The organism is Chryseobacterium sp. WG23 (assembly GCF_024586575.1).
Taxonomy (GTDB): Bacteria; Bacteroidota; Bacteroidia; order Flavobacteriales; family Weeksellaceae; genus Chryseobacterium.
On the sequence record NZ_JALCZE010000002.1, the window covers coordinates 406478 to 430296 of the forward strand.

The 23819-nt window shown below is 36.5% G+C and carries 17 protein-coding genes; 12 read left to right on the forward strand and 5 right to left on the reverse strand.

Annotated elements, in window-relative coordinates; all coding sequences use genetic code 11:
- Positions 1-177 precede the first annotated feature (177 nt).
- The 4 genes from MP477_RS04560 (at position 178) to MP477_RS04575 (ending at position 4616) form a co-directional block, all read left to right on the forward strand.
- Positions 178-1581 carry a serine hydrolase gene (locus MP477_RS04560; protein ID WP_257189335.1) on the forward strand — a complete coding sequence of 468 codons (1404 nt, stop codon included), beginning with the start codon at positions 178-180 and terminating at the stop codon, positions 1579-1581.
- A gap of 182 nt (positions 1582-1763) precedes the next feature.
- Positions 1764-2888, forward strand: coding sequence for an AraC family transcriptional regulator (locus MP477_RS04565; RefSeq protein WP_257189336.1), 1125 nt, complete (start codon positions 1764-1766; stop codon positions 2886-2888).
- Positions 2889-3043: 155 nt separating this feature from the next.
- Positions 3044-4096, forward strand: a complete 1053-nt coding sequence (locus MP477_RS04570; protein ID WP_257189337.1) for a serine hydrolase — start codon at positions 3044-3046, stop codon at positions 4094-4096.
- Positions 4097-4370: 274 nt separating this feature from the next.
- On the forward strand, positions 4371-4616 hold the full coding sequence (locus MP477_RS04575; RefSeq protein WP_257189338.1) for a DUF3955 domain-containing protein: 246 nt from the start codon (positions 4371-4373) through the stop codon (positions 4614-4616).
- A 430-nt stretch (positions 4617-5046) separates the two neighbouring features.
- On the opposite strand, the gene MP477_RS04580 is transcribed toward MP477_RS04575, so the two are convergent.
- The 5 genes from MP477_RS04580 to MP477_RS04600 all read right to left on the reverse strand — a co-directional run bounded on the left by MP477_RS04580 (position 5047) and on the right by MP477_RS04600 (position 11680).
- On the reverse strand, positions 5047-5952 hold the full coding sequence (locus MP477_RS04580) for a hypothetical protein (protein ID WP_257189339.1): 906 nt from the start codon (positions 5950-5952) through the stop codon (positions 5047-5049).
- Between the two features lie 299 nt (positions 5953-6251).
- The gene (locus tag MP477_RS04585) at positions 6252-7187 is read right to left on the reverse strand and encodes a hypothetical protein (protein ID WP_257189340.1); all 936 of its coding nucleotides are present in this window, start codon (positions 7185-7187) and stop codon (positions 6252-6254) included.
- A 761-nt stretch (positions 7188-7948) separates the two neighbouring features.
- Positions 7949-8875 (reverse strand): AraC family transcriptional regulator, encoded by a 927-nt coding sequence (locus MP477_RS04590; protein ID WP_257189341.1) that lies wholly within the window; start codon positions 8873-8875, stop codon positions 7949-7951.
- A gap of 12 nt (positions 8876-8887) precedes the next feature.
- The gene (locus tag MP477_RS04595; protein WP_257189342.1) at positions 8888-9739 is read right to left on the reverse strand and encodes an NAD(P)H-binding protein; all 852 of its coding nucleotides are present in this window, start codon (positions 9737-9739) and stop codon (positions 8888-8890) included.
- A gap of 258 nt (positions 9740-9997) precedes the next feature.
- The gene (locus MP477_RS04600) at positions 9998-11680 is read right to left on the reverse strand and encodes an AraC family transcriptional regulator (protein WP_257189343.1); all 1683 of its coding nucleotides are present in this window, start codon (positions 11678-11680) and stop codon (positions 9998-10000) included.
- Positions 11681-12139: 459 nt separating this feature from the next.
- Here MP477_RS04600 and MP477_RS04605 point away from each other — a divergent pair, with 459 nt between their 5' ends.
- The 8 genes from MP477_RS04605 (at position 12140) to MP477_RS04640 (ending at position 23799) form a co-directional block, all read left to right on the forward strand.
- Positions 12140-12739 carry a hypothetical protein gene (locus MP477_RS04605; protein WP_257189344.1) on the forward strand — a complete coding sequence of 200 codons (600 nt, stop codon included), beginning with the start codon at positions 12140-12142 and terminating at the stop codon, positions 12737-12739.
- Positions 12740-13115: 376 nt separating this feature from the next.
- On the forward strand, positions 13116-13640 hold the full coding sequence (locus tag MP477_RS04610) for a hypothetical protein (RefSeq protein WP_257189345.1): 525 nt from the start codon (positions 13116-13118) through the stop codon (positions 13638-13640).
- A gap of 224 nt (positions 13641-13864) precedes the next feature.
- The gene (locus MP477_RS04615; protein WP_257189346.1) at positions 13865-20056 is read left to right on the forward strand and encodes a hypothetical protein; all 6192 of its coding nucleotides are present in this window, start codon (positions 13865-13867) and stop codon (positions 20054-20056) included.
- A gap of 309 nt (positions 20057-20365) precedes the next feature.
- Positions 20366-20749: a hypothetical protein gene (locus MP477_RS04620; protein ID WP_306552711.1), complete on the forward strand. Its 384-nt coding sequence runs from the start codon at positions 20366-20368 to the stop codon at positions 20747-20749.
- Positions 20727-21053 (forward strand): helix-turn-helix domain-containing protein, encoded by a 327-nt coding sequence (locus MP477_RS04625; protein ID WP_257189348.1) that lies wholly within the window; start codon positions 20727-20729, stop codon positions 21051-21053. Before MP477_RS04620 ends, MP477_RS04625 begins: the two co-directional genes overlap by 23 nt.
- A 317-nt stretch (positions 21054-21370) precedes the next feature.
- A complete protein-coding gene (locus MP477_RS04630; protein ID WP_257189349.1) occupies positions 21371-21961 on the forward strand; it encodes a TetR/AcrR family transcriptional regulator in 591 nt (196 codons plus the stop codon).
- Positions 21962-22030: 69 nt separating this feature from the next.
- Positions 22031-22798 carry an SDR family oxidoreductase gene (locus MP477_RS04635; protein WP_257189350.1) on the forward strand — a complete coding sequence of 256 codons (768 nt, stop codon included), beginning with the start codon at positions 22031-22033 and terminating at the stop codon, positions 22796-22798.
- Positions 22799-22800: 2 nt separating this feature from the next.
- Positions 22801-23799: an NADP-dependent oxidoreductase gene (locus MP477_RS04640; RefSeq protein WP_257189351.1), complete on the forward strand. Its 999-nt coding sequence runs from the start codon at positions 22801-22803 to the stop codon at positions 23797-23799.
- Positions 23800-23819 lie beyond the last annotated feature (20 nt).

The window sequence follows — 23819 nt, forward strand, 5'->3', positions numbered from 1 at the left end:
ATTTTTTTTAATCGGTCGCGTATTAACGTGCTCTGGCGTATTTTTGCAGCAAAATAATTAAAAATAAAATGAATTACTATCAAAAAGTTTTCTGCAGCTTTGGTTCACCCATCAAGAAAATTGTTGTACTCAAGTTTATCAAAAGAATAGCATAAAATCAAATTCAAAAAATTACTAATGAAAAATATAATTGTAACCTTTCTTTTTCTTTTTTCAATACCTATATACTCTCAAAAAATTGAGAAAAACAGTCAAATCGTCAGGAATCAAATTGATTCTTTAATGACAAAATCCTATGAAAGAGGTTTATTTAATGGAAACGTCCTTATCGCTAAAAATAATAAAATCATCTATCAAAAATCATTTGGCTTTACCGATGAAACGAAACAATCCCTTTTAACTGATCAGTCAATATTTAACCCAGGCTCTATTGCAAAGGAATTTAATGCGGTCTCCATCATGATTCTAATGGAACGAGGTCTCCTTAATCTTGATGACCATATATCTAAATTTAATTTGGGACTGCCAAAATGGTCAGAAAAAGTTACCATAAGACACCTTATTAATTATGCCAGCGGTATTCCTAAAATCGAAAACAAACTCATAATTCCGAAAAATGATGAAGAGGCCTGGAAGATTCTGAGAAACAATGATACCTTGTTATTTGAACCCGGAACCAGTTACAGCTATGACAATAGCAATGTGTTTTTGCAAAGAAGAATCATTGAAAAGGTAACCGGAATGTCCTATCAGGAATTTGTCACTAAAAATATAATTAAACCGTTGAAAATGACCAATTCAGTATTCGATCCAGAATTGGGTTATAAAAACAGAACCTCTTGTTATGATATGGACAATGTCCGATGCCCGGAATTGGAATTTATAAGCGGCTGGCTTTGGGTAGACAGCAATGATCTGTACAAATGGCTTCATGCAATGAATTCTAATCGTTTAATATCCAAAAAATCCTTTCAGACTTTGTTGAATAATCCATACGCAAAAGACGAAGGCGGATCACTTGGCAGATACTTTGAAAAAGAAGACCTACAAAGACACAATGGTGTATCATATAAATTTGAATCCATTTTTTTAAACGATTTTAAAAATAACATTACGATCATTCTATTGTCCAATAACCTCAATAGAGTTTGGGATCTGGGGCATATTATTCACAACTTAATGCTGGGAAAAGAGTATGAAATTCCTAAAAAATCTATTTATCGAGCTATAAGAAAAGAATCTTTCATCGACATCAATAAAGCTATAGCAACTTACGATTTACTCAAAGAAAATTCTGAAAAAGAATATAGTTTTGAAAACCCAAGTGAACTGAATAAATTAGGATATGAACTGTTAAGAGGTGGAAATGTAGATTCAGCTATTAAAATTTTCAGTCTTAATGTTTCTGTGTTTCCTCAATCAGCCAATGTTTATGACAGCCGTGGGGAAGCTTATTTCAATAAAAAAGAATATCAATTATCAAAGGATGATTATCAGAAATCATTAGAGTTAGACCCAGCCAATAACAATGCAAAGGAAATGATTTTAAAAATCAATCAACTTTTGCCCACTAAAAAGTAAATCAACGACAAAAGTGTTTGTATAAACATGCGTTAAATCACTTAAGGAGACAACTATTTATGGGTTGTCTCTTTTTTATGCCCACTACAAGTTTATCTGTAGATCCACTGAAACTATTTTTAAAAGATCTATAAAAATTTCTAAAATAGATTACTTATACCCTATTTTTACAAAAAGATTACATGGACAAACTAAGTTTTCTGGAAGTTATTGCTGCGATCGCTGTTTTTGTATCGCTGCTGCTTTCCGTATTTTTGTTAACGGTAAAAACAGAAAGAAAACTGGAAAACAGATTATTTGCAGCGTTCCTTATCATTAATGCCATTGATATCAGCGGACTTTTCATGCACCTTTTTGTGGATAGTTATAATCTGAAAGCTTTCAAAATATCTGCTTACTTATTGGTAATGCCGCTTTTCTATCTGTATGTGAATGCCGTTTGTTATGCTGATTTCACCTTAAAAAGAAAGCATTTACTGCATCTTATTCCTTTTATTGTTGCCAATTTAATTTTAGTTCCAAGACTTTATCTGGCAGAAAGTGCTGCTAAAGAAGATTTCTTTAATGTGATGTGGCACTCCCCTGAAATGTTTGTGTATCAGCTCATCGGGGAACTGCAGTTTTTCTTTTATATCGTCGGTGTATTCCTTGTCCTTAAAAAATACAGGAAGATTTACCTCGAAAATTATACCAACCCCAACACTTTGTTATACCAATGGCTGTCTCAGCTTACCGTGATTTTCTTAGTTATCCATGTATGTATTATTTTAAAAAACATCGTAAGATATACACAACATAAAGATCTATTTATCTGGTTGAATATTGTTGCGGGAACCGTGTTTTTATTGACTGCCTGCTGGTTTATATTAAAGGCATTACATTATCCCGAGCTTTTTCGCAGAATTGATTCTACCTTACAGCCGGCAAAAGATTTTGCTGAAACGCTGGAAACTGAAAATAGAACCGACGAAACCAAAAGCTTTCAGATCGAACAGCTTAAAAAATTTATGGTTGAAAAAGAACCTTTCTTAGAGCCTTCATTAACGATTCAGGAACTGGCAGATCAGGTGAACATTCCGGTTCGTGAGTTGTCTGTATTAATTAACCATCACCTCAATCAGCATTTTTTTGATTTTGTGAATGAATACCGCGTCAAAAAAGCAATGATGCTTCTGAAAGATCCCGCGAAAAAAGAATATACGGTGCTGGAAATTTTATATGAAGTGGGTTTCAATTCAAAATCTTCTTTTCATACCTCTTTTAAAAAGTATACGAACCAAACGCCAACAGCATACAGAAACAATTGATAACTAATCGATTGTAAATACTCGAACTTTAAATTGCTGATAATCGGACTTATTTTATGGATTAAAATGAGTCCGACTTTTTTATACGGACTTTTTTCAAGATTCTCTACAGCATATTTGCATCAGATTATCAATATCAAATTAAAATTCTGACCATGAAATATGTAACCCTTATTTTATTTTTCGCCTTACTTGGGTGTAAAAGTGTTCAGCCAACCCATACACAAAATATTGAAAATGCAATTACCAAAAATGCACTTCAGTTATTAGAGGACAAAAGATTTCATTCTGTTTCCATTGCCGTGCTTAAAGATAGAAAATCCACCATAAAACATTTTGGAGAATTAACTATTGGAAAAGGAAACAAACCCAACGATTCTACCGTTTATGAATTAGCTTCTGTCACCAAAACTTTTACAGGTTATATTGCCGCTAAAGCCGTACTTGATCAGAAAATAAATTTAGATGATGATATCAGAATCTATCTTGACGAACCTTATCCCAATTTAGCATTTAAAGGCGAACCTATAAGAATCAAACACCTCATCACCCATACCAGTGGATTTCCTAATTTCCCGATAAAAAGCGAAAATAAAAAAGCCTTTTTTGAAGGATTAAAACTCATCAACATTGAAACGAAACCCGGAGATGTTTATTCCTATTCAAACACGGCTCCGGAGCTGACCGCCTATATCCTTGAAAAAGTGTATCAAAAATCGTTTGAGGACTTGGTAGTTGAATTTATTTTGAAACCCAATACAATGAACCAAACCAAGTTTACACTCAGTGAAAATGACAGAACAAGACTGGTAAAAGGCTATAACGATAAAAATGAGCTAATGCCTAACTTCAATAGAACTTTATGGGGCGGCATTTCAGGATTACACTCTACAACTACGGATTTGGTGAAATATATGAAATTGCAGCTTGACCCATCCAATCCTATTGTCAATGAATCTCATAAAAAATTATATAAAGAAGGTTCTGATTTTTGGGAGGGTTATCATTGGTACATTATAGAAAATGATCATGAATTAATGTACAGACATCACGGAGGGATCTACGGAATGCAGAATTGGTTTGTGATTTATCCTAAACAAAATATAGGAATATCCATATTGACCAACACCAGCTTTAATGAAACAGGAGAAATTTTAGAAAAAGTAGTAGATAACTTGTTTGATGACATCATAAAAACTAAGAAATAAACAGCATACAACAGTAGTTTAGCAATAAAAGACCACTGAAGCAAACTAAGATTCAACTACGTATACTTTTTTATTTTCAATCAGTTTAAACTTAAAATAAACTAAAGTGTTTATAGCTTTCACTCAGCTTTTGTTACTAAATTTTTAATTGATTTAAACAGGCTTGCTTTAAAATTTTCAAGATAATTATAAAATTATATTGTAAATGTACTTTTTTATCATTTACTTTGCAATTCAAAGTACTTTGAAAAACCAACAATTAAAATCAACATTTATGAAAAAAACACGCACATTCAGTATTATTTTATTTTCAATAGCTTTCATCTGTTTAGCTTTAAAAGCTATTACGGAATCATTTCCTGGTACAGCTTCCTATATAAATGCTGATGGTTTTTTAATCGAACCATTCTTCGGCCTGTTGCCATTAGCCGTTTTATTTATTACTATTGGCAGCCTATTAGTAATAGTCCAGATCATACATTTTTTAGTTAGAAGACAAAATAATTCAATAAATAAATAAATTATAAATTATAAAATTTCCAGCAACTTCCCTGTTTAGGCAACTTCAATTAACTCTTTGGGGCTAGGTTGTTGGAAATATTTTAAATAATTATCAATAATGACTCTGCACCATCAACTAATTGTTATGTAACTGTGTCTCCAACTACATCTTCCGGTGTGGTGACTGTAACTGCAGTATCCCACCCGCAATAGCTTAACTGACTATGGTAAATTATTTTCAGCTCTGAGTTGAATTTCTATATGAGATGCAAATATCGCTGAAAGCAACATCCTACATTTGTTAAATTGTTAATTCTTCCAACTCCTATATTTTTGCTTCTATTTGTACTCTACCTTTATATACAAAGATAAAGGCTGGAACGTTTTACCAGCCTTTATTCTGCCAACTTATATTTTAGCAAATATATAATACCGTATTTTCAGAACTGTTATCTAGTTATACTTAGCGCCCCTCCAGCAAGTGGAAATGAACCGACACCTTCCACAATATAAAAATGAGTACGATATTTTACAACCCAAACATCAAAGCCTTCTCTCTGAACAGATTGCCTTGGATCTAGATTATATGAAGGATTGGTAGGTGCAGTAGGATTTGTATCCGTATCATTAGCAATAGCAGTTGCCAATACAGCACCACTTTGACTTACAAGATTTGGCGCATATAAAAAAGGCTGCGCATTATCCAAATTCCATGCTCTGGGTTCCCATATTGCCCCCGACACTATATAATTATTATCTTTAAAAGGTATAGTAAAATCTATTCTAAATACGGAGGGATGTAATCTTTTAACTCTGGCAATATTTACAGCACCCGGTAATATTGTAGCCGCTCCTCCATTTGCCCCTACTCCAGTACCTGTTGTTGCATAATGTTCAAAATTAACTTGTGAATATCCGGTAAGGCTTCCACCACCGCCTACATGCGAGAACAGCCTCCATTCGGAACCGTTCCAAAAGTAATATCCAGCTGGCAAGCTTGCGCCATTATTATACACTAGAAGTCCAGCAGGCTGATTAGAAACATTATTGTCTCCATCAGCATTCAGATCAAAGGTAAGATTTTGCAGATTGACTCTTGGTACAAGGATACCTTTATCATTAGCGACTACATCCAATTTAGCATAAGTATCCGGATTTGTGGTCCCTATACCTATATTTCCATTAGAGGTGACAACAAAGTCATTGAGCTGCTGGGCACCTGAAGGAATACCCAATGCAGGATTATCTTTTGAACCATCTACATGAAAAGTTCCCAGAGGGTTTGATGTATTCACACCCACTTGCCCAAAAACTAAAGTACCGAGGAAAATCATAAATAAACTATTTTTTTTCATTTCAAATATATTAAATGATTAATATTTTTATTAAACTGTTGCCCATAAAAACTATTCTCCCGCTGGAGTAGCTGGGGAACTGCTTCCCCAGCATAACATTTATTATGAAGACATTTGTGTTATTTTATTCTTAGAAATTCGTCTTATACTGTCCAAATCTGCGAAGTTCAATTAAGGCTGCAATATTAAAAAACATGTCTTGAAGAATGGTAAAAATTCGCCTTTCACATCTACTTGTTGGGGTACTTATTCTTACTCACTCTTCGCTGTGGAGCCTAAATACTACAAAACTTAAAAAGCTAGAAAGAATTTATCATATATAAATTCAGGTCAGCTTCAGATGGTAAATTAAATTTTTTACGTATCCTGTATTTCTTATTTTCCACAGCTCTTATCGTTGAATTGGTTGCAATGGCTATTTCTTTGGTACTTAAGTTTAATTTTAACAGTGCACAAATCTCCAGCTCTGACGAAATAAGATTGGGACAAACCTCTAAAATTGTTTTAAAATAATCCGGAAATTCTGATTTAAAATAAGTTATAAAAAGAGAATTTTTAGTCATAGCTAGCTCATACAACTCGCCTGAGAAATTTATTCTATCAGTTTCTTTTATAAAATCATTCAACCTCTCTTTTTCGATATAATATTTTATAATCATTTTCTCTTTTCTGTGGATAAGATACATACCGACAAAAGTGCAAAAGGATATCTCCAATGCTTTATATACTCTTATGTACCATTGCTTAATTAGTGGTAAATTCTCATGAAGAGAGGAAAACAGAGAATAATCTGTAATAATATTAATCAGAAAGAATACAATATAGCTGCCGACAAGCAAAAAGATAATAAACTTATCTTTGTCATAATCAAAAAAAAATGCTATAGCTATTGTAAGCGAGATATATGACAAATAGTTCATAGAACCTTTTCCACTTACTATATCACAATAAAAAATTACGAATCCTAAAAAAAAGAACAGTAGCATGAGTAAATACCTGTTAAATCTTATTTTATCCGGCCACAATAATGTACTCAGCATACAAATGCCCATCACAAAGAATATAGCTGCATACAAAAGACTGTCAAGAAAAAATAAATTAAGTACAACATTACAGCCTAGGATGAATACAAGAACAATGGTATAAATGTCAAAATAAAGGCTTTTCTCATATTCTATCTCGTCCTTTGTTAGTTTCTTTTTCTCATTTATATAAAATGAAATAAATCTTAACATTAAATTATTTTGTAAAATTATAAAGTCTACTTACCCGGCATATGTACCACTCTTTATGGTTTTTCTAGATTGTAGCCCGTGGGTTAGTATTATATTGTGTTTCGAGCTCTATATAGTTTTTTTACTTCACACGGCTCACTACATTCATTAAATTGATATCACCTGTATAGTTGGCCAATTGTGTATTACTGTATTTATGATCCCTGAAAATTTAATATATACAAACTACAAAATACAATCACTAATCTTTATTTGTACCAAAATAGATTTCTATCTGCCATCACAATATTATATGTTTCATTTAAGATTATCAAAATAGGTATGAGATAATTTCGGAATGTATTACAATGTTCACCCATAACATTTGTATACTATATATTTCTATATCCTTTTTAGACCACCACATCTATTTAACTATATTTCAATCAATTAACAACATGATCAATGTAATTAATTCCGAAAAAACATCAATATTTTTATAGGATAATAATCGTAAAATAATGCTTGATTTGTAGCCTTCAAGAAAGAGCCTGTTTTTTGAATTTGAGAATAAGACCTGAAAAGATTGTAAGAGAGCATGCCATAAACAAATACATTGGAAAGTATCATTGATCTACTTGAATATTTGACTGTTGCCGTTAACAGTGAGAGGTTATCTAAAAATAGACAACCTCTTTTAAAAGCCGGCCTTTACAAGAGAAATTTACCTTTTCGGCAAGCATCTTTACTATTTCTGTTTGCAGAAACACTGATTTTACTTTTCAGTTAAACGATTGTCTGAATTTTAAAGGAGAAACGTTTGCCTTGGCCTTGAAAAATTTACTGAATGATTGTACATGTTCAAACCCCAATTCATAGGCTATCTCGCTCATGGAGAGGTCAGTGGTAGATATTCTTTCTTTGGCCCTTTCCATTAGCTTGTTGTGGATGTGTTGCTGTGTATTTTGTCCGGTAAGTGTTCTGAGTAAGCTGCCTAAATAACCTGGCGAAACGTTCAATTTTTCGGCAACGTATTGAACTGTCGGCAAACCTTCTGAAATCATATCCTCGTTCTTAAAGTAGCCTGTCAACAATTTTTCAAGACGTTCTAATAGCTGATGATTGGCCTTTTCTCTTGTAATGAACTGACGGTTGTAAAAACGTTCAGAATAATTGAGCAGTGCTTCAACGTGGGAAATGATAATCCGTTTGCTAAACTTGTCAATATTGGCACCGTACTCTTGCCTGATATTTTCTATGATCCCATTGAGTGTTATTTCTTCCTTCTCTGATAACAGCAACGCTTCGTTTACTGAATAATCAAAAAAATCATACTGTTTTATGCTCTTTGCAAGTGGCGTATTCCAAATAAAATCAGGATGAATGAGCAAAATCCAGCCTGAAGATTCTGGACCATCTTCTTTCTCACTGATTTCAATATTGAGAATCTGATCCGGTGACATGAAGAACAATACACCGTCGTCTTCAAAATCGTAATGCAGCTGCCCATATCTATACTTTACACCGGCCATCCTTTTCAACGCAATAAAATAAAAATCAAACACAGCATTCATAGTGCTTTGACCGGGTAATCCGATAAAATCATCTTTTGTTACTATACTGATCAGCGGATGTTCAGGTTTGGATAAACCCCGTAACCGATGAAATTCGCTGATTGATTTTATTCTGACTGGTTTTGTATCTTCCATATACAAAGGTAGTTATTGTTCATTGTATGCTTTTGCAAATTCCTCAGCAAAAGCTTTCAATTTCGTTTTTCCCAGTTCGGGTCTGTTTTTTAAATAATTCTCAAATGTTTTTCCGCTGTGTGTCTCGGCCTGCATTCTTACGAAATCATGGGCAAGCTGTTGTGGAAATCCAGATTGAATTAAGCCGTTTAACAGCTGCTCTTCCGGTAGTGCTATCCATTTCAGATCAGGTTTGCCAATAGCTTCGCCTAAAATTTTTGCGGCTTCATCACAGCTCAACTCTTCGCTCGCCACATAACGGACTTTTTTTCCCTGAAAAGGTGCAGTCAGTTCTTCAAAAGCCACCCCGGCAATATCATTGGGTGAAACAAATGCAATTTTATCATCTCCACCATAGCCGGACATCAGCGCACCATGTTCTTTTATGGTTTGGATATCATTGTAAAAATTGGTGTAAAAAAAGCCGGGACGTAGCTCGGTGACCGTTCTGTCTGATAGCTGATTAAGCAGCAGAGAATCACTCGTATCAGCCGCCCAACCGGTTAGAAATACAACTTTTTCAATTCCATTTTGCCTGATTGCTTGTACATAGTTGGTTTCAATTCTTTTAAAATAGGCTGCTTGGTCTTCTTCCATAAAATTGAAAGGGATCATACAATACACAGCATCTGCCCCTGCAAAGGCTGCTGTTAGAAAATTGATGTCTTCCAGTGACCCGATTGTCGCTTTGGCACCAATGGATTCAATTTCCTTTTGTTTGTCGGCTTTGCTGCTAATAACGGTTACCGAATGGCCTTCTGCAATCAATGCTGTTGCAAGTGGCTTGCTGATATTGCCCAATGAGCCTGTTAAAACGATATTCATATACTTTCATTTTTGTTTATACAAAGGTGCAACACTGTCCAAAAACGGATGTAGCCAAAACGACTGTTTTTTAAGTCAAAATGAAAAGTCTTTGCAAGGAGTCAATTTTTTTTTGGCTGATGGACCCAAGTGACTTTTCTTTCTACCGTTTTTATCAGTCAGCTCTTCTTTGCAATCGAATCCTTTGTCGTAAGAGTTTTATTACCGTTCCGGAATGGGCGATATATCGTAAAAGCTAAATTGTAAACAGGCTAAATATTATGCAGAAGCCTTCAACTGCTCCACAAAGTAAGAAGGGGTAAAACCTGTTTGCTGTTTAAAAGCATTGACAAAGACCTTTGGTGTAATATAGCCGCATTCCTCCGCCAAATAGGTTATTTTATATTCCCTGTAGATTGGATTTTCATAAAGCTTCTTAATGATATAGTTGATGCGAAGCTCGTTAATATAACTTGTGAAGTTATGGTTCTTATAGATTTTTATCACTTCTGAAAGATATTTTGGATTGGTAGAAAGGTTATTGGCCATCCAGGTAAGACTCAAATCCTTCCGGAGATATTTCTTTGAAGCCTCAAATTTTTCAAGCTTAAGAAGTAATACCTTTATCGTTTCATCTGTAATCGTGATCGAGGATTTTATTCCATTGCTTTTGTTATTCTTTTCTGAGGTTGATTCTATTGTACTGATCCCGGTTTCATGGTGTATTTTAGCAATCAGATCTTCATATTTTTTATGAATGATCTTATGGCTTCTTCTACGGTGTATCATCATTCCTCCGGTAATAAGGATAAGAACAGAAGAAGAAATAACAGCAATTCTCTGTATCTTTTTCTCGCCATTGATTTTAGTTTCTGAAATCATTTTTTTGACAGGAGCTTCCACGGCTTGTTTTTCTGCGGAATTAATACTGTCATTCAATTTTGAAAAAAGATCGAGATATTTTTGTGAGCGTGAATGATCACCAATTCCCAGATAAGATTTTGCCAATACCATATATCCTACTCTCCGGTTATAGGGCATACTGTTGGACTTCTCCAAAGCCAGCATATTTTCTCCATATCCTATTGCTTTCCTGTAGTCTTTTTTCATCTGGTAAAACTCCTGAAGAGCCTGATATAAATCTATTTTTGTATCCGGATTTATTTCGCCTTTAACTACATCAAACTGTTTTAAAGCTTCCATAAAATAGAATTCAGAAAGCTTTACATTCCTTCCTTTATTTTTAGAATCCCTGAAGTGAATCCCCAGGTTCATATTTACTGATATCAACATATCAACCTTTTTCTCTAAAGGAACATCTTTACTATTATCACTTATTTTGAAAACCTCTTCCCTGCTTTTTTCCAGATAATACAAAACCTTTTTATCTGACTGTCCCTGATAATACGGAGCCAAATTATAATAAACCAAAGAAGTCTGATAATACCTCTGGTCTGTTTCAGCAATCAGTTTTGCATATTTCAGAGCTGCTTCATATTCTTTTAGGCTCTCATCATATATCCCAAGATTTTCATATAATATTGCTCTTTTATTGCATAAAGTAGATAATGTTTTATAGTCTTTCTGGCTAACTGCCAATTTTTTTGCTCTGTTTGATATTTCCAAAGCCTTTTTATAGTCATAAGCTTCGGAATAGATCAACATTATATTCTTTGTTGCATTTAGTTCTCCTTTTTCACATCCTACTGACTTGGCGATATCATTAGCCTTTTGAAGCAATCTGAGGGCTTCTTTACTTTTTCCGGTGCTGTTAAGAGAAATTGCCTGATCTATTAACTGATCTATATTTTTATTTTCAGGACATAAAATTGTTTCCGCATTTGCCATGGAGAAAAAAAGAAAAAACAACAAAGAGATAAAAATAGTGTATAATCTTTGAAAAAACTGGTTACTGCCTTTCCAGACAAGGCAGGATATTCGCAAAGATAATTTTTCAGACATAATATTATATTTTATAATGAGTTCGTATTTTTCATGATCCTGACCGTCAGCAACGGGATCTCCTTTGTTTTAAATCTATGAATTCTCTTAGATGTATTTCAGTTTCTCAATAATGGTATCTCATGGATTCAGCACCTATCTGTTTTACATTTTTTGTGAGAATGCCTATAAAAAATAAATAGATCCCCTTCATTAATTCCATGAAATTAATTCTTTCATATTGTTAATTACATTGATAATAATTATCATTTTAGCAAATTTAATGAAATATATATCCAAAAAATTCAAATACCTAGTTGGGATTTTTTTTAACTCTATATAAATAAGACAATAAAACACAACAAGCTGATTATCAATATAGAAAAATTGTAAAACAGATTAAACAGCACATGAAACTTTCTGAATTATTCCCGTATTAAGCTTGTGCAGACATTGTGGTAGCCATAATATTGCATCAAAATGACAACCGATTCTGAAAATAACATGATGAACCAGCTCTTCTCTCTGCATTCAATTGGAGGGGGAAGATTTTTCTTATTCATCTTGTTAATACTCAACTTTCAGATCGTACAGGCTGTTCATAAGGATAGTGAAGATTATTCATCAGATGCTCCTTCCTCATCCGATATTCTATTTATATCAGAGGGTACTGTAGTTTCAGGTAAGGAACAAGTATATATTGATCAACCGGCAAAAGAGAAGGTAAAGAAGAAGTACAAAAGAAAAAGTGTATCCATATCCGGCAAAAAAAAGCAAAATAAAGAGGAAAACCTTTCTCAACCTGTTAAAAGCAGCAATAAAACCATATTAAGTTTCAGCAGAGATACCCAATCAGAGAAATCTTTAATAGCTGGTTCTGACAATGAAAAGCAAATCATAAGGCCTAGTCAACACATCATGAAGTTCCATTTATTGGGGTCTGAAAACAGCATGATTCTCCAAATCTATCTCTTAGATCGTTTTCTGAAAACAATCTATAGAAACCATGGCCTTTCAAATGTAAGGTTTCTAAAAAACTTTAACCGGCCTCCTCCACTCCTATATATGGCTATCATGTAACAAATCACGAGATAGCCTTTTATTCAACGAAAATTTCCACATGATTCATCTATTATTTGCCGGCTCATCCGATGCGAACAGGTAAGGCCATTTCTTACTATCAATAAAAACGTAATCAAAAAAAAAACGTAATGCAATAGCCTGCATCATACTTTGTATTGTCAACCACAGATTGAAATCGGAAAAGAAGAAAAAAACTACCATATAGAACTTCATGGGTAAGACTTCAAATCGTAATAAATGGCAGAACAATAATCATTGATACCTACAGAGCAGCAAGTACTTTAACAATAAACAACCACCATCCTGATACATCTTTTGGAAGGAAACCAATACCATGAAAGAAAACATTCCATTTATACAAACCTTAAAAATCATGAAAAAACAACTTCTGCCCATAGCAATTCTACTTGCTGTAACGGGTACTGTAAAGTCTCAGATTGCCATAGGAAAACCGACAGTAACCAATACTTCGGTGTCTCTGGAATTTGCAGATACAGAAAATCGGGGATTGATACTTCCCTATGTAGAAACGAAAACAGGAATTACAGACAACGGTACCATCATTTATGATACCACCGACTACAAAGTAAAATACCTGAAGGACTCCGGTATGTGGACTGATTTAAGTGTCGACAACACCGGAACAGCTAACATTTTGATCCAGACTAACAAAACGGAATCTACGACCGCAAAATCAGTCATCGGATCAGCAGCTGCCACAGACAGTACACCCGGAATGTTGGTTTTATCCGATACCAACAAGGCGATGATATTACCCAAAGTGGCGAGTCCACACCTCAACATTATCGACCCTGCTCCCGGAATGATGGCTTATGACACTGTTAAACGACAACTTGCTGTATACAATGGCAAAGTCTGGACTTTCTGGAAACCTTAAATAATTAAAATATGGAAAAAATACACTTTTATTAATCCAATTTTTATAAATAGGGCTGCTTGTAATCAAGCAGGTATTAATAGCAAGTCTTCAAAGACTATATTGGAAATCGATAAGAATTGCCGATTTCCCGTAATGCTTCAGTCGTAAAAGCCATAGTCCTATTTATAAAATATCACATTACAAAACACATCTGTCGGAAATCCGGCTAAAACTATTAAATCATGAAAAAACAAATCGTCTTTTTCTTCATATTCCTCATTATGGGTAATATGATGATTTTGGCACAAAGCTGCAACATCAATGCAGGAGCCAATACCGTCATTTGTGGCACATCTGCCAATCTATCGGGAAGTCCCGGGGGAAGCACACTTGGAAATCCATTATGGACCCTCGTATCCAAACCTTCCGGTGCACCAGACCCCGTTATCGTAACTCCTTCAGGTTACAATACCAATGTCACAGGAATGACCTCCCCTGGAAATTATGTATTCCAGATTGCACAAAACTGTACTACAGGAACGGCAGCTTCACAGGTAACCATTACGGCACCGGGAGCTGTGTCTACCTTCACTGCAGGACCTGACATCACGAATGTTTCTGCAAGTACCGGCACTGCAACCTTAAATGCAGTAATACCGGCAGGATATACGGCTTCGTGGACGTATTACAACATCTATAATAATGAATATTATGGTCAGAACACCACCACGAATGCCACCATGTCTAATGCGACAACGGCAAGTCCTACCCTGACCCTTATAAAGAAAGCTAATCATGACATTGATCCGGCTTATCGTGCGGTATTAAGGATAACATCTGTCAACAATCCGAACTGCTGGTATGAAGATGACGCCATCGTGAGGTTTATTCCCAATCCACAAATCAGTCTTCCGGCAACCCACAACAGATGCTATTCATCAACAGAAACCAACCGGTATATCAGTTTGAGTGGAACCTCACCAATGTTTGCAAGCAATACGACGAATTCATCAGGAAACCCCGCATTTGGGACAACAGTTACCCTGAACGTCATCAGTCAGCCGGCAGGAGGAAATATTTCATTTTATCAAATAAGGAATAATTCGGTCTACTTCAATGGTGTAAGTGTTACAGGAAGCTATGTATTCACCATGACCATAACAAATGCAAACGGAACGTATACAACCCCTCAGATAACCTACAACTACAATGGAACAGATCCAAAGTTAGTCAGTTTTATTGATTCCTCATATCCTGAGCAGATGATGGTCTACTCCTCAGGTGGCAGTGGAGGTGCAGTATATTGCAATATGGCGGGGAAAACAACTCCTATCACATTTTATTTTAAGATTGATCCTTCAAATCAAGCATCCATAACCACTACAGTCAGTAATTCAGGAATTACACCTCCTGGAGGGAATCCTACCCTGGTTTTGAACGGAGCAGGCACAATGAATAGAAATGTCATTGTAACACCTCCTTCCGGAGGATGGAGAGCTGGGACTTATGTTGTTGGACTATCTACAGGTGATGGCCTATGCAAGACCTCTCAGTCTTATTATATCCATATTTCAGATGGGAACCGTCCGAATGTGTCTGTACCCAATACTACAATATGCTATTCAGGATCAGGTGTTGTGACGGCAACGGTTCCTTTACCCGCTGTATATCAGGGAGCAGTCAACAGCAGCTATCTTCAGGGGTTTTCCGGAAGATATGATTTCACCCTGGTTTCCAAACCAGCAGGAGCTGCCAATCCTGTTTATGAAGCCGGTAATCTCAGAACATTTACCAATACCTCTACCACGATAAGTAACCTGGATAAGCAGGGAGAATATGTATTTAAGATAAAGGCCGTTCCTAGTGCAGGAGGAGTGGATTCAAGATTCCTTGATAAAGAATATGCCTGTTCAGGAACTTCTTTAGAAGGAACATTTTCAATATTCGTATCCGCACAGGTAGGTGCTAATGCAGGATCTGCTCAGACTTTGATAGGAGCAGCACAAACCTCTTTTAATGCGAATAATCCGGGAGTTGCTGCTACAGGAGCGTGGACACTGTTAACAAAACCTGTTGGGGCTACCGATCCGGTTATTGTAACACCATCGGCATACAATACCAATGTTACAGGATTTAATTCTCCGGGTACCTATACCTTCAGATGGACAGTGACTACAGGTACCTGTACCAGCACGAGCGACTTGACGGTAAATGTTATAAATGCAGTTGCCGGAGGAGTTTCAGGAGCAGATTTCTGGGTAAAATCGGATGATGCGGGAACTATTGCCACAGCATGGAAAGACCAGTCTGCCAATGCAGACAATATCCCCAATGTAGGAGGAATAACGCTGTCTCCTGCAGACAGGGCACACAACTTCCATCCTTATACGACGGGATATTCTGCTTCAAAATTCTTTTATAATACCAATAGTGTATTAAATACAACTAATAATTATTTGGACCCATCAATGAGAAGTTCGGTATCTGTTTTCTCGGCAGTAAGACCAACATCCACGAATGGGACGGGGCGTATTACAGGAATTGACGACGATGCGAATGCATCTGAGCCAGGTATTTCTATCAATTCAGGTATACCGCATATATACAAGTACTTTGGAAATGGCGGAGCTCAGGCAAATAGTAACACGATGAGTGCTGCTAATCCATTTACGACAAATAAAAGCTCAGTATTCTCTGCAATTCAAGATCAGGCACTTAATTCGGGAAGAGGAGAAAGAAGACTTGGGTTAGACGGAATCTACGAAGCTTTTAATTTGGACACTACAACAAATACCTTTAATGTTCTTGGAAAACACTTAAGAATAGGTCATGCTGGCTGGGATTCTCCAGGCGCTTTTCCTGGTGACATCATGGAAGTCCTGTGGTACAAAAGAGCACTTACACCTAACGAGCAATCAAGGGTAAACTCTTACCTTGCTGTAAAGAATGGTACTACATTAAACGAAAATTACCTTTCTACAACCAGCAGTGTAGTATGGGACAGAACTAATAATGCAGGTTATAATAATAATATCTTCGGTATTGCAAGAGATAATATTACAGCATTGCATCAGAAACAGTCCGGAAGTACAAACATCGGACAGAAACTTGTAATTTCCACTACCGGATTTACTGATAGCAACAGTGCAAACGCAACAGGTTTAGCCAGCGATTTACAATTCCTGATGACAGGAGATAATGGTTTAAATCAAAGCCTTACAACGCCATTGAGTTACACTGCTGGTTCTAACGGGACAACTAACTACCGTTTTGAATCGATCTGGAAAGTACAAAACTCAGGAAGTGTAAGCACTGTAACGGTGGCATGGCCGAAAAGCATAAAAAATATGTATCTGGTACAATCTACAGATGCTGTTTTTGATGATACAGATACTTTTACGCCGATGGCTACAGAAGTGACTGTAAATGGTGTAGTGTACAACACAGCAAATGTAACTTTACCAAACGGACAATTCTTCACATTTGCAGGTTTTGCACAGGCTCCGGGAGGAGTTATGGGTCCTGATTTCTGGGTAAAATCAGATGATGCGGGGGCTATTGCCACAGCATGGAAGGATCAGTCTGCCAATGCAGACAATATCCCCAATGTAGGAGGAGTAACGCTCTCTCCTGCAGACAGAGCACACAGCTTCCATCCATATACTACAGGATACAGTGCTTCGAAATTATTCTATAATAATGCATCACTGTTGAATCCAACCAATGGAGAGCTACCTAATACCTCCCATTCCATCTTCTCTGCGGTAAGACCTACCACTTCAGGAACCGGACGCATTACTGGGATTGATGATGATGCAGCCTATGCTTCAGAACCTGCAACATCAATTGCCAATGGGAAGCCAAGACATTATGAATATTATAATGTTACCACTTCAACTGATTTTTCTTCAACCTTCAATATCGGTGTATCCAATGTATTCTCAACAATAGCTGATAATTCCGTTGCGAATGGAGGAACATCCACTTTTTCAGGAGGAGAAAAAAGATTAGGGTTGAATGGTATTTATGAAACAACTACCTTCAACAATAGCAATAGATTCCAACTTTACGGTCGTAACCTGAGAGTGGGCCATGCCGGATGGGATGCTGCCGGTGCTTTCCCAGGTGACATCATGGAAGTGATCTGGTACAAACGTACCTTAACCGCCAATGAACAGTCCAGAGTGAACTCTTATCTTGCGGTAAAGAATGGAGTAACCCTGAATGAGGATTACCTTTCTACCAATAATAATGTAGTATGGGACAAAACCATCAATACCGGTTATAACAACAATATTTTCGGTATTGCAAAAGATGAGGTTACCGTATTGAACCAGAAACAATCAGGAAGTGTTAATACTGGGCAAAAGCTCGTTATCTCAACAACAGGATTTGCAGACAGTAATGCTGCCAACACTACTGATTTACCAAACAATCAGCAATTCCTGATGGTCGGAGATAACAATCTGAAGCAAGGGCTGAAAGCGCCACTGGTATATACCGGCGGTGCCAATGGAGAAACTAATTTCCGCTTCGAATCGGTTTGGAAGACACAGAACACAGGAAATGTAGGACAGGTAACCGTTGCCTGGCCAAAGGGAATCAAAAACTTATATCTGGTACAATCTTCAGACGAAACGTTTGATACAACGGATAGTTTTACCCCAATGACAACGGAAATTACCATCAATGGAGTGATCTATGAAACAGCCAATGTAACGTTAAGCAATGGGCAGTTTTTCACTTTTGCAGGTTTTGGACTTGCTCCGGGTGGAGTTGTGAATAATCTTTCTTATTGGTACCGAGCTGATAAAGATGCCATTAACACAGGAGATGGAACAGATATTACGGCATGGACAGACCAGTTCTCAGGGACCATTTCAGCACAGTTGGGAACCAATGCCCTACCAAAATTCAAGGTGGGCGGTGCCAATTATTTCAACTTCAACCCGGGAGCTAACTTTACAGCAGGAACACAAACTCTTGGTAATATCAATGTCCGAACATTTTCCGAAGATTCTTATGATGTATTTACATTAACTAAAGAAGGTATGACCAGCGGAGGTTCTCACCCTAGTATCTTCAGGTCTCTGGTGGATAATGCATTACTTACCGGAGATATCCGCAGATGGGATGGCCTGGGTATAGTAATGGATAACAGAATAGAACGACTTTCTAATACAGGCGGAAATACTGATTATTATGGAAGTCCGGCAGGAGCATTTTCCACAACAATCCCAAGTATCATGTACCATACGTTTACAGCGCTTACAACGACTAAGGCTCTTAACGGAAGTGCTAATTTTGCAACAACCACCCATGCGGGAACTGGTGTAAGGAATCTGAATGGAGGACATTTATTCGGTGATTCCCAATTTGGAGGTAATGGCAGTGATAACCGCGGGTTCATAGGTAATTTAGGTGAAACCATTATCTACGGTTCCGGTAATCTTACACCGGCTGAACGTAGAAGAGTAGATTCCTATCTTGCCATCAAGTATGGTATTACGCTGGGACAGGTTAATACTGATCATTATCTGGATACAGATGGAAATACAGTATGGAACGGAGCAGCTAACGCCACATTCAATAATAATATCTTTGGAATATCTCGTGATGATGTTGAAATGTTGGAACAAAAGGTATCGAAAAGTGTCAATACAGGAACAATTCTCACCGTTGCCACAATCAATGACTTTGCTTCTGCCAATCAACTTGCAGCGCGAACAGGATTTGCAAATGATAAAACATACTTCCTCCTTGGAGACAACAATATTACAGCAACACCGCTTGTCACCACCACGATTGCCGGAAATACAATGAAGAGAATCCAGAGAATATGGCTTTCTCAACGTTCAAATACTCCGGACGCCTTATATTTCGAAGCCGACCTCTCTGCCTACGGAACTACTTTCTCCGCAGGAAACAACATCCAGATGATTGTAGCAGATGATGAAGCTTTTACAACGAACGTAAAAACAATTACTGGAATATTTACAGGCGGAAGATGGGTATTCATTAATGATTTCAACCCAGATAGTGCTTTAAGGTACATTACATTTGCTGAAGGACAAACCTATTGCTATAAACCTGGAGCTACTGCTACTGCAGGCAATCCTGCCTTATCTACAAAAGTGGGAATCACTTCTCTTGGAAGAGCCGGAGCTGAAAGTACAGACAATTGGCCTATGGTAAGAAAAGGTGGCTGGTTGGCTCTGGAAGCAAAAACAAAAGGTTTTGTTCCGAACAGGGTTAAGTTTAATGCATCCAATCAACCTGTTGCTGCTGACGGAGTAACTCCTGTCATTACAGCTCCGGTAGAAGGTATGATGGTATACGATACTACCAACAAATGCATGAAGATTTATACTCTTAAAGAAGGTGATGCATCCATGGCCTGGCACTGCATCTCAACACAGACTTGCCCTGATTAACAAGAAGCAAGTTTATCATTGATAGCTCCTTAGCTCCGGGAAGTAGGTACGGAACAGAGCTAAGGCTATCAATTTTAAATCAATTGATTACAAGATCCAATAAGATGAACTGGATTGTGACACACTATCAACAATATTTTGAATGTAAGGCATTTATGGATCAATATCATCCAACCATTGAAATGTCCTTCTCTCTTTTTAAAAGAAATACTGCTTATGAATTCAAATTTTAGAAATATTCATATTGGAAACTTCATACATCTACGGGTTAAAGAAAACAATATTGACATACCTCGTATCTGCAACTTTATGAAATGTACAGAAATTGAAATCAACGAAATGTACATGCAGGAAGATCTATCCACTAATATTTTATTGAGATGGAGCAAACTGCTTGAATATGACTTCTTCAGGCTATATTCCCAACATCTGATCCTCTATGCCCCACCTTCTGCTTCAATCCGGGAATCCAATGTTTCAAAACTTCCCCGTTTCAGGAAGAATATCTATACCCAGGAAATGATAGACTTTATTTTGGAACTCATAGAGAAGCAAGAAAAAACCAAGCGCCAGATTACGGACGAATACGGGATCCCTTATACCACTTTATGCAAGTGGATAGCGAAACATAATAACACAATAAATAACAGCATCAAATCAGAAACCAGAAATGAAAAAGCAGAATCAACCTAATTATAAACTGATCTATTCAGACATTATTGAACAAAAATTTCCTCATAAGAAAGCAGAATGCGAAAAATTATTAGAAAAAAAAATGCTTTCCGCCTTAGATATCCTGGAACTGAATAACAGAATATTTGGCACCAAAGACCAAGATTTAAAAAAAATGAATCAAAAACTCCGTTCGTACAATGAATCAGACATTCTACGTATCCTCGATTACCAAAAAAATCATAGGATAAATAACCTTCAGGTAGCCAAACATTTTGGATTGAGCAGAAATACAATGACCAAATGGCGAAGGATTTATCAATAACAAACGAATCATAAAACGTTTCATTAGATATATTGAAATCAATGAGGCTGTCTAAAAAGGTCAGCCTCTTTTAAATTTTGTCAATTTCACCTGTACCTTACGAAAGTACAATTAACATTATTTATCCTGTGTTGCAGTAAACAGTTTATGCTGGGATATGATTCTAAATGATTGACAGAGATCCTTTATAATAATATTGCCTGCTTCAGTTATACTTTTAAAAATTTAACTTCAGAAGTTAAAATACGGAAAGTATATTCACGAATATTAATAACTTAATATACTTTTTAGTATATTTGCTTCGTAATTCAATATCAATGTTGACCAAAGCTGAAAAAACAAAACAATTTATCCTGGAAACAGCTGTACCTCTTTACAACAAAAAGGGTATCTCGGGGGTGAATATTGATGATGTATTAGAAGAAACAAAACTAACCAAAGGCTGTCTCTATGGTCATTTCGAAAATAAAGATGACCTTACTGCACAGGTGGTTGAATTAATGCTGAAAAAAGTTTCCGATAAAATACATTTGGCAGTTTCAAATGCGAAAACGGCTAAAGCGAAAATTTCCGCATTCCTGGATTTTTACAAAGATCCTATAAATACTTATATTTCGGGTGGGTGTCCTATCTTCAATACAGCGGTAGAAGCAGATGACAATTTTCCGGCTATTAAACAAAAGATAGCAACATTAATCAGGCTTGGACAAGAGGAACTTAGTTCTATTTTAAGAGAAGGAATTGACAACGGTGAGTATTCTTCCAGGCTCGATCCTGTTGTTTTTGCATTTAAATTGGTAGCTTCTGTAGAAGGCGGTATTGTGATGTGCCGAACGATGGATACGATGAAGCCTATGCAATCACTGATCAAAAATCTAAAAGCAGAATTAGAGCAATATGCTTTATAATTTTTTTTACTTTAAAATAGACCAAAAAGTATATTTTAGAACAAATTTAATAACATAAAAAATTTAGGAATGAACTTAAAAGGAAAAACCATCCTGATTACCGGAGGCGCATCAGGTATCGGATTTGAAGCAGCCAAAAAATTTTTAGCTATTGGTGCTAAAGTGATCATTACCGGGAGAAATCAGGCAAAGCTCGATGCTGCCAAAAAGGAACTCCCATCCATCATTACCATACAAAGTGATGCCGGAAAAGAAGCTGATGCCCAGGCTCTTTTAAATACTGTGAAAGTATTAGGAGGAATTGACATCTTATACAATAATGCGGGGGTTCTGGTTCCACCCTTGAACCTGGGTATCCCCAATGCTAAACATCTTGAAGGTGCGGCTTACGAAATGGAAGTGAATTATCTTGGTGTCATTAGGCTTAATAATATATTTCTGGATATGCTTACATCCAGAAATGAGGCTGCAATCATTAATACTACATCCATCTTAAGTATGACGCCTTCGTTGATTGAGGCAACTTACTCTTCCTCTAAAACAGCCTTGGCCTTTTATACGGTATCACTTCGTGAACATTTGAGGATTATCGGCAGCAAGGTGAAAATTTTTGAACTGATCCCTCCCCTTGTAGCCACCGAAATGACTGCAGATAGGAATGATAAAAAAATAAGCTCCCAAGAGATGGTCAAGGGACTGATCAATGGCTTGTCAAAAGATCACTATACAATTCGCGTGGGTGATTCAAAAATCTTTAATTTTATCAATAGATTTTTTCCGGGAATTGCATTTAATATCATTAATCCAAAACAGAATCATCAACTTTTAAAAAATTGAAAATGAAAGCATACATTATAAACAAATACACGAAAGACGGTCTTCAGTTTGCAGATGTTCCGATGCCAAGAGCCGGTGACAATGATGTTTTGGTAGAGGTTCATTCAGCGAGTTTAAATCTTCTGGATTCTAAAATTAAAAAGGGAGAGTTTAAACTGTTGCTGCCATACAAATTCCCATTGATATTGGGTCATGATGTTGCAGGAATAGTTACACAGGTTGGAAAGAATGTAGGTAAATTTAAAGTTGGTGATGAGGTCTACTCAAGGGTTCGGGATTTCCGTATCGGAACTTTCACAGAATATATTGCCATCAACGAAAGTGATGTGGCGCTTAAACCAAAAAACCTAACGATGGAGGAATCTGCCTCTATTCCATTAGTAGCACTTACTGCGTGGCAGGCATTAGTTGAAAACGCAAATTTAAAGAAAGGACAGAAAATATTCATCCAGGCAGGATCAGGTGGTGTGGGAACCATAGCGATTCAATTGGCAAAACATTTAGGAGCTACTGTTGCCACTACCGCTAGTACAAAAAGTTTCGAACTATTGAAAAGCTTAGGAGCAGATGTTGTGATTGATTACAAAACGCAGGATTTTGAAACGATGCTTAAAGATTACGATGTTGTTCTCAATAGCCAGGATAATAAAACATTAGAAAAATCAATCAACATATTGAAACCAGGCGGTCAGGTCATTTCTATCTCGGGTCCGCCAACGCCAGGGTTTGCAAACGAAATCGGATTGCCCTGGTATTTGAAGATTGTATTGTCATTACTCAGTTTAGGGATCAGAAAAAAAGCAAAAAAACAGAATGTCGGTTTCTTTTTTCTCTTTATGAAAGCAAATGGGAGCCAGCTTGACAAAATAACCAAACTAATTGAAGCTGATGTCATCAAACCTGTGATTGACAAGATCTATACTTTTGAACAGACCCCTGACGCTTTGAAATATGTTGAAAGTGGACGCGCGAAAGGAAAGGTTGTGATCAAAGTAAAGTGACTTTAGCCGGAAAAAGGAAA

Excerpts from the sequence above, each read along its gene's own strand:
- MP477_RS04625 (WP_257189348.1), top strand. The coding sequence starts at position 20,727 with ATGAAAAAGCAGAATCAACCTAATTATAAACTGATCTATTCAGACATT.
- MP477_RS04565 (WP_257189336.1), top strand. The coding sequence starts at position 1,764 with ATGGACAAACTAAGTTTTCTGGAAGTTATTGCTGCGATCGCTGTTTTT.
- MP477_RS04630 (WP_257189349.1), top strand. The coding sequence starts at position 21,371 with ATGTTGACCAAAGCTGAAAAAACAAAACAATTTATCCTGGAAACAGCT.
- MP477_RS04615 (WP_257189346.1), top strand. The coding sequence starts at position 13,865 with ATGAAAAAACAAATCGTCTTTTTCTTCATATTCCTCATTATGGGTAAT.
- MP477_RS04620 (WP_306552711.1), top strand. The coding sequence starts at position 20,366 with ATGAAATGTACAGAAATTGAAATCAACGAAATGTACATGCAGGAAGAT.
- MP477_RS04585 (WP_257189340.1), bottom strand. The coding sequence starts at position 7,187 with ATGTTAAGATTTATTTCATTTTATATAAATGAGAAAAAGAAACTAACA.
- MP477_RS04640 (WP_257189351.1), top strand. The coding sequence starts at position 22,801 with ATGAAAGCATACATTATAAACAAATACACGAAAGACGGTCTTCAGTTT.
- MP477_RS04595 (WP_257189342.1), bottom strand. The coding sequence starts at position 9,739 with ATGAATATCGTTTTAACAGGCTCATTGGGCAATATCAGCAAGCCACTT.
- MP477_RS04590 (WP_257189341.1), bottom strand. The coding sequence starts at position 8,875 with ATGGAAGATACAAAACCAGTCAGAATAAAATCAATCAGCGAATTTCAT.
- MP477_RS04610 (WP_257189345.1), top strand. The coding sequence starts at position 13,116 with ATGAAAAAACAACTTCTGCCCATAGCAATTCTACTTGCTGTAACGGGT.
- MP477_RS04600 (WP_257189343.1), bottom strand. The coding sequence starts at position 11,680 with ATGTCTGAAAAATTATCTTTGCGAATATCCTGCCTTGTCTGGAAAGGC.
- MP477_RS04575 (WP_257189338.1), top strand. The coding sequence starts at position 4,371 with ATGAAAAAAACACGCACATTCAGTATTATTTTATTTTCAATAGCTTTC.
- MP477_RS04580 (WP_257189339.1), bottom strand. The coding sequence starts at position 5,952 with ATGAAAAAAAATAGTTTATTTATGATTTTCCTCGGTACTTTAGTTTTT.
- MP477_RS04560 (WP_257189335.1), top strand. The coding sequence starts at position 178 with ATGAAAAATATAATTGTAACCTTTCTTTTTCTTTTTTCAATACCTATA.
- MP477_RS04605 (WP_257189344.1), top strand. The coding sequence starts at position 12,140 with ATGACAACCGATTCTGAAAATAACATGATGAACCAGCTCTTCTCTCTG.
- MP477_RS04570 (WP_257189337.1), top strand. The coding sequence starts at position 3,044 with ATGAAATATGTAACCCTTATTTTATTTTTCGCCTTACTTGGGTGTAAA.
- MP477_RS04635 (WP_257189350.1), top strand. The coding sequence starts at position 22,031 with ATGAACTTAAAAGGAAAAACCATCCTGATTACCGGAGGCGCATCAGGT.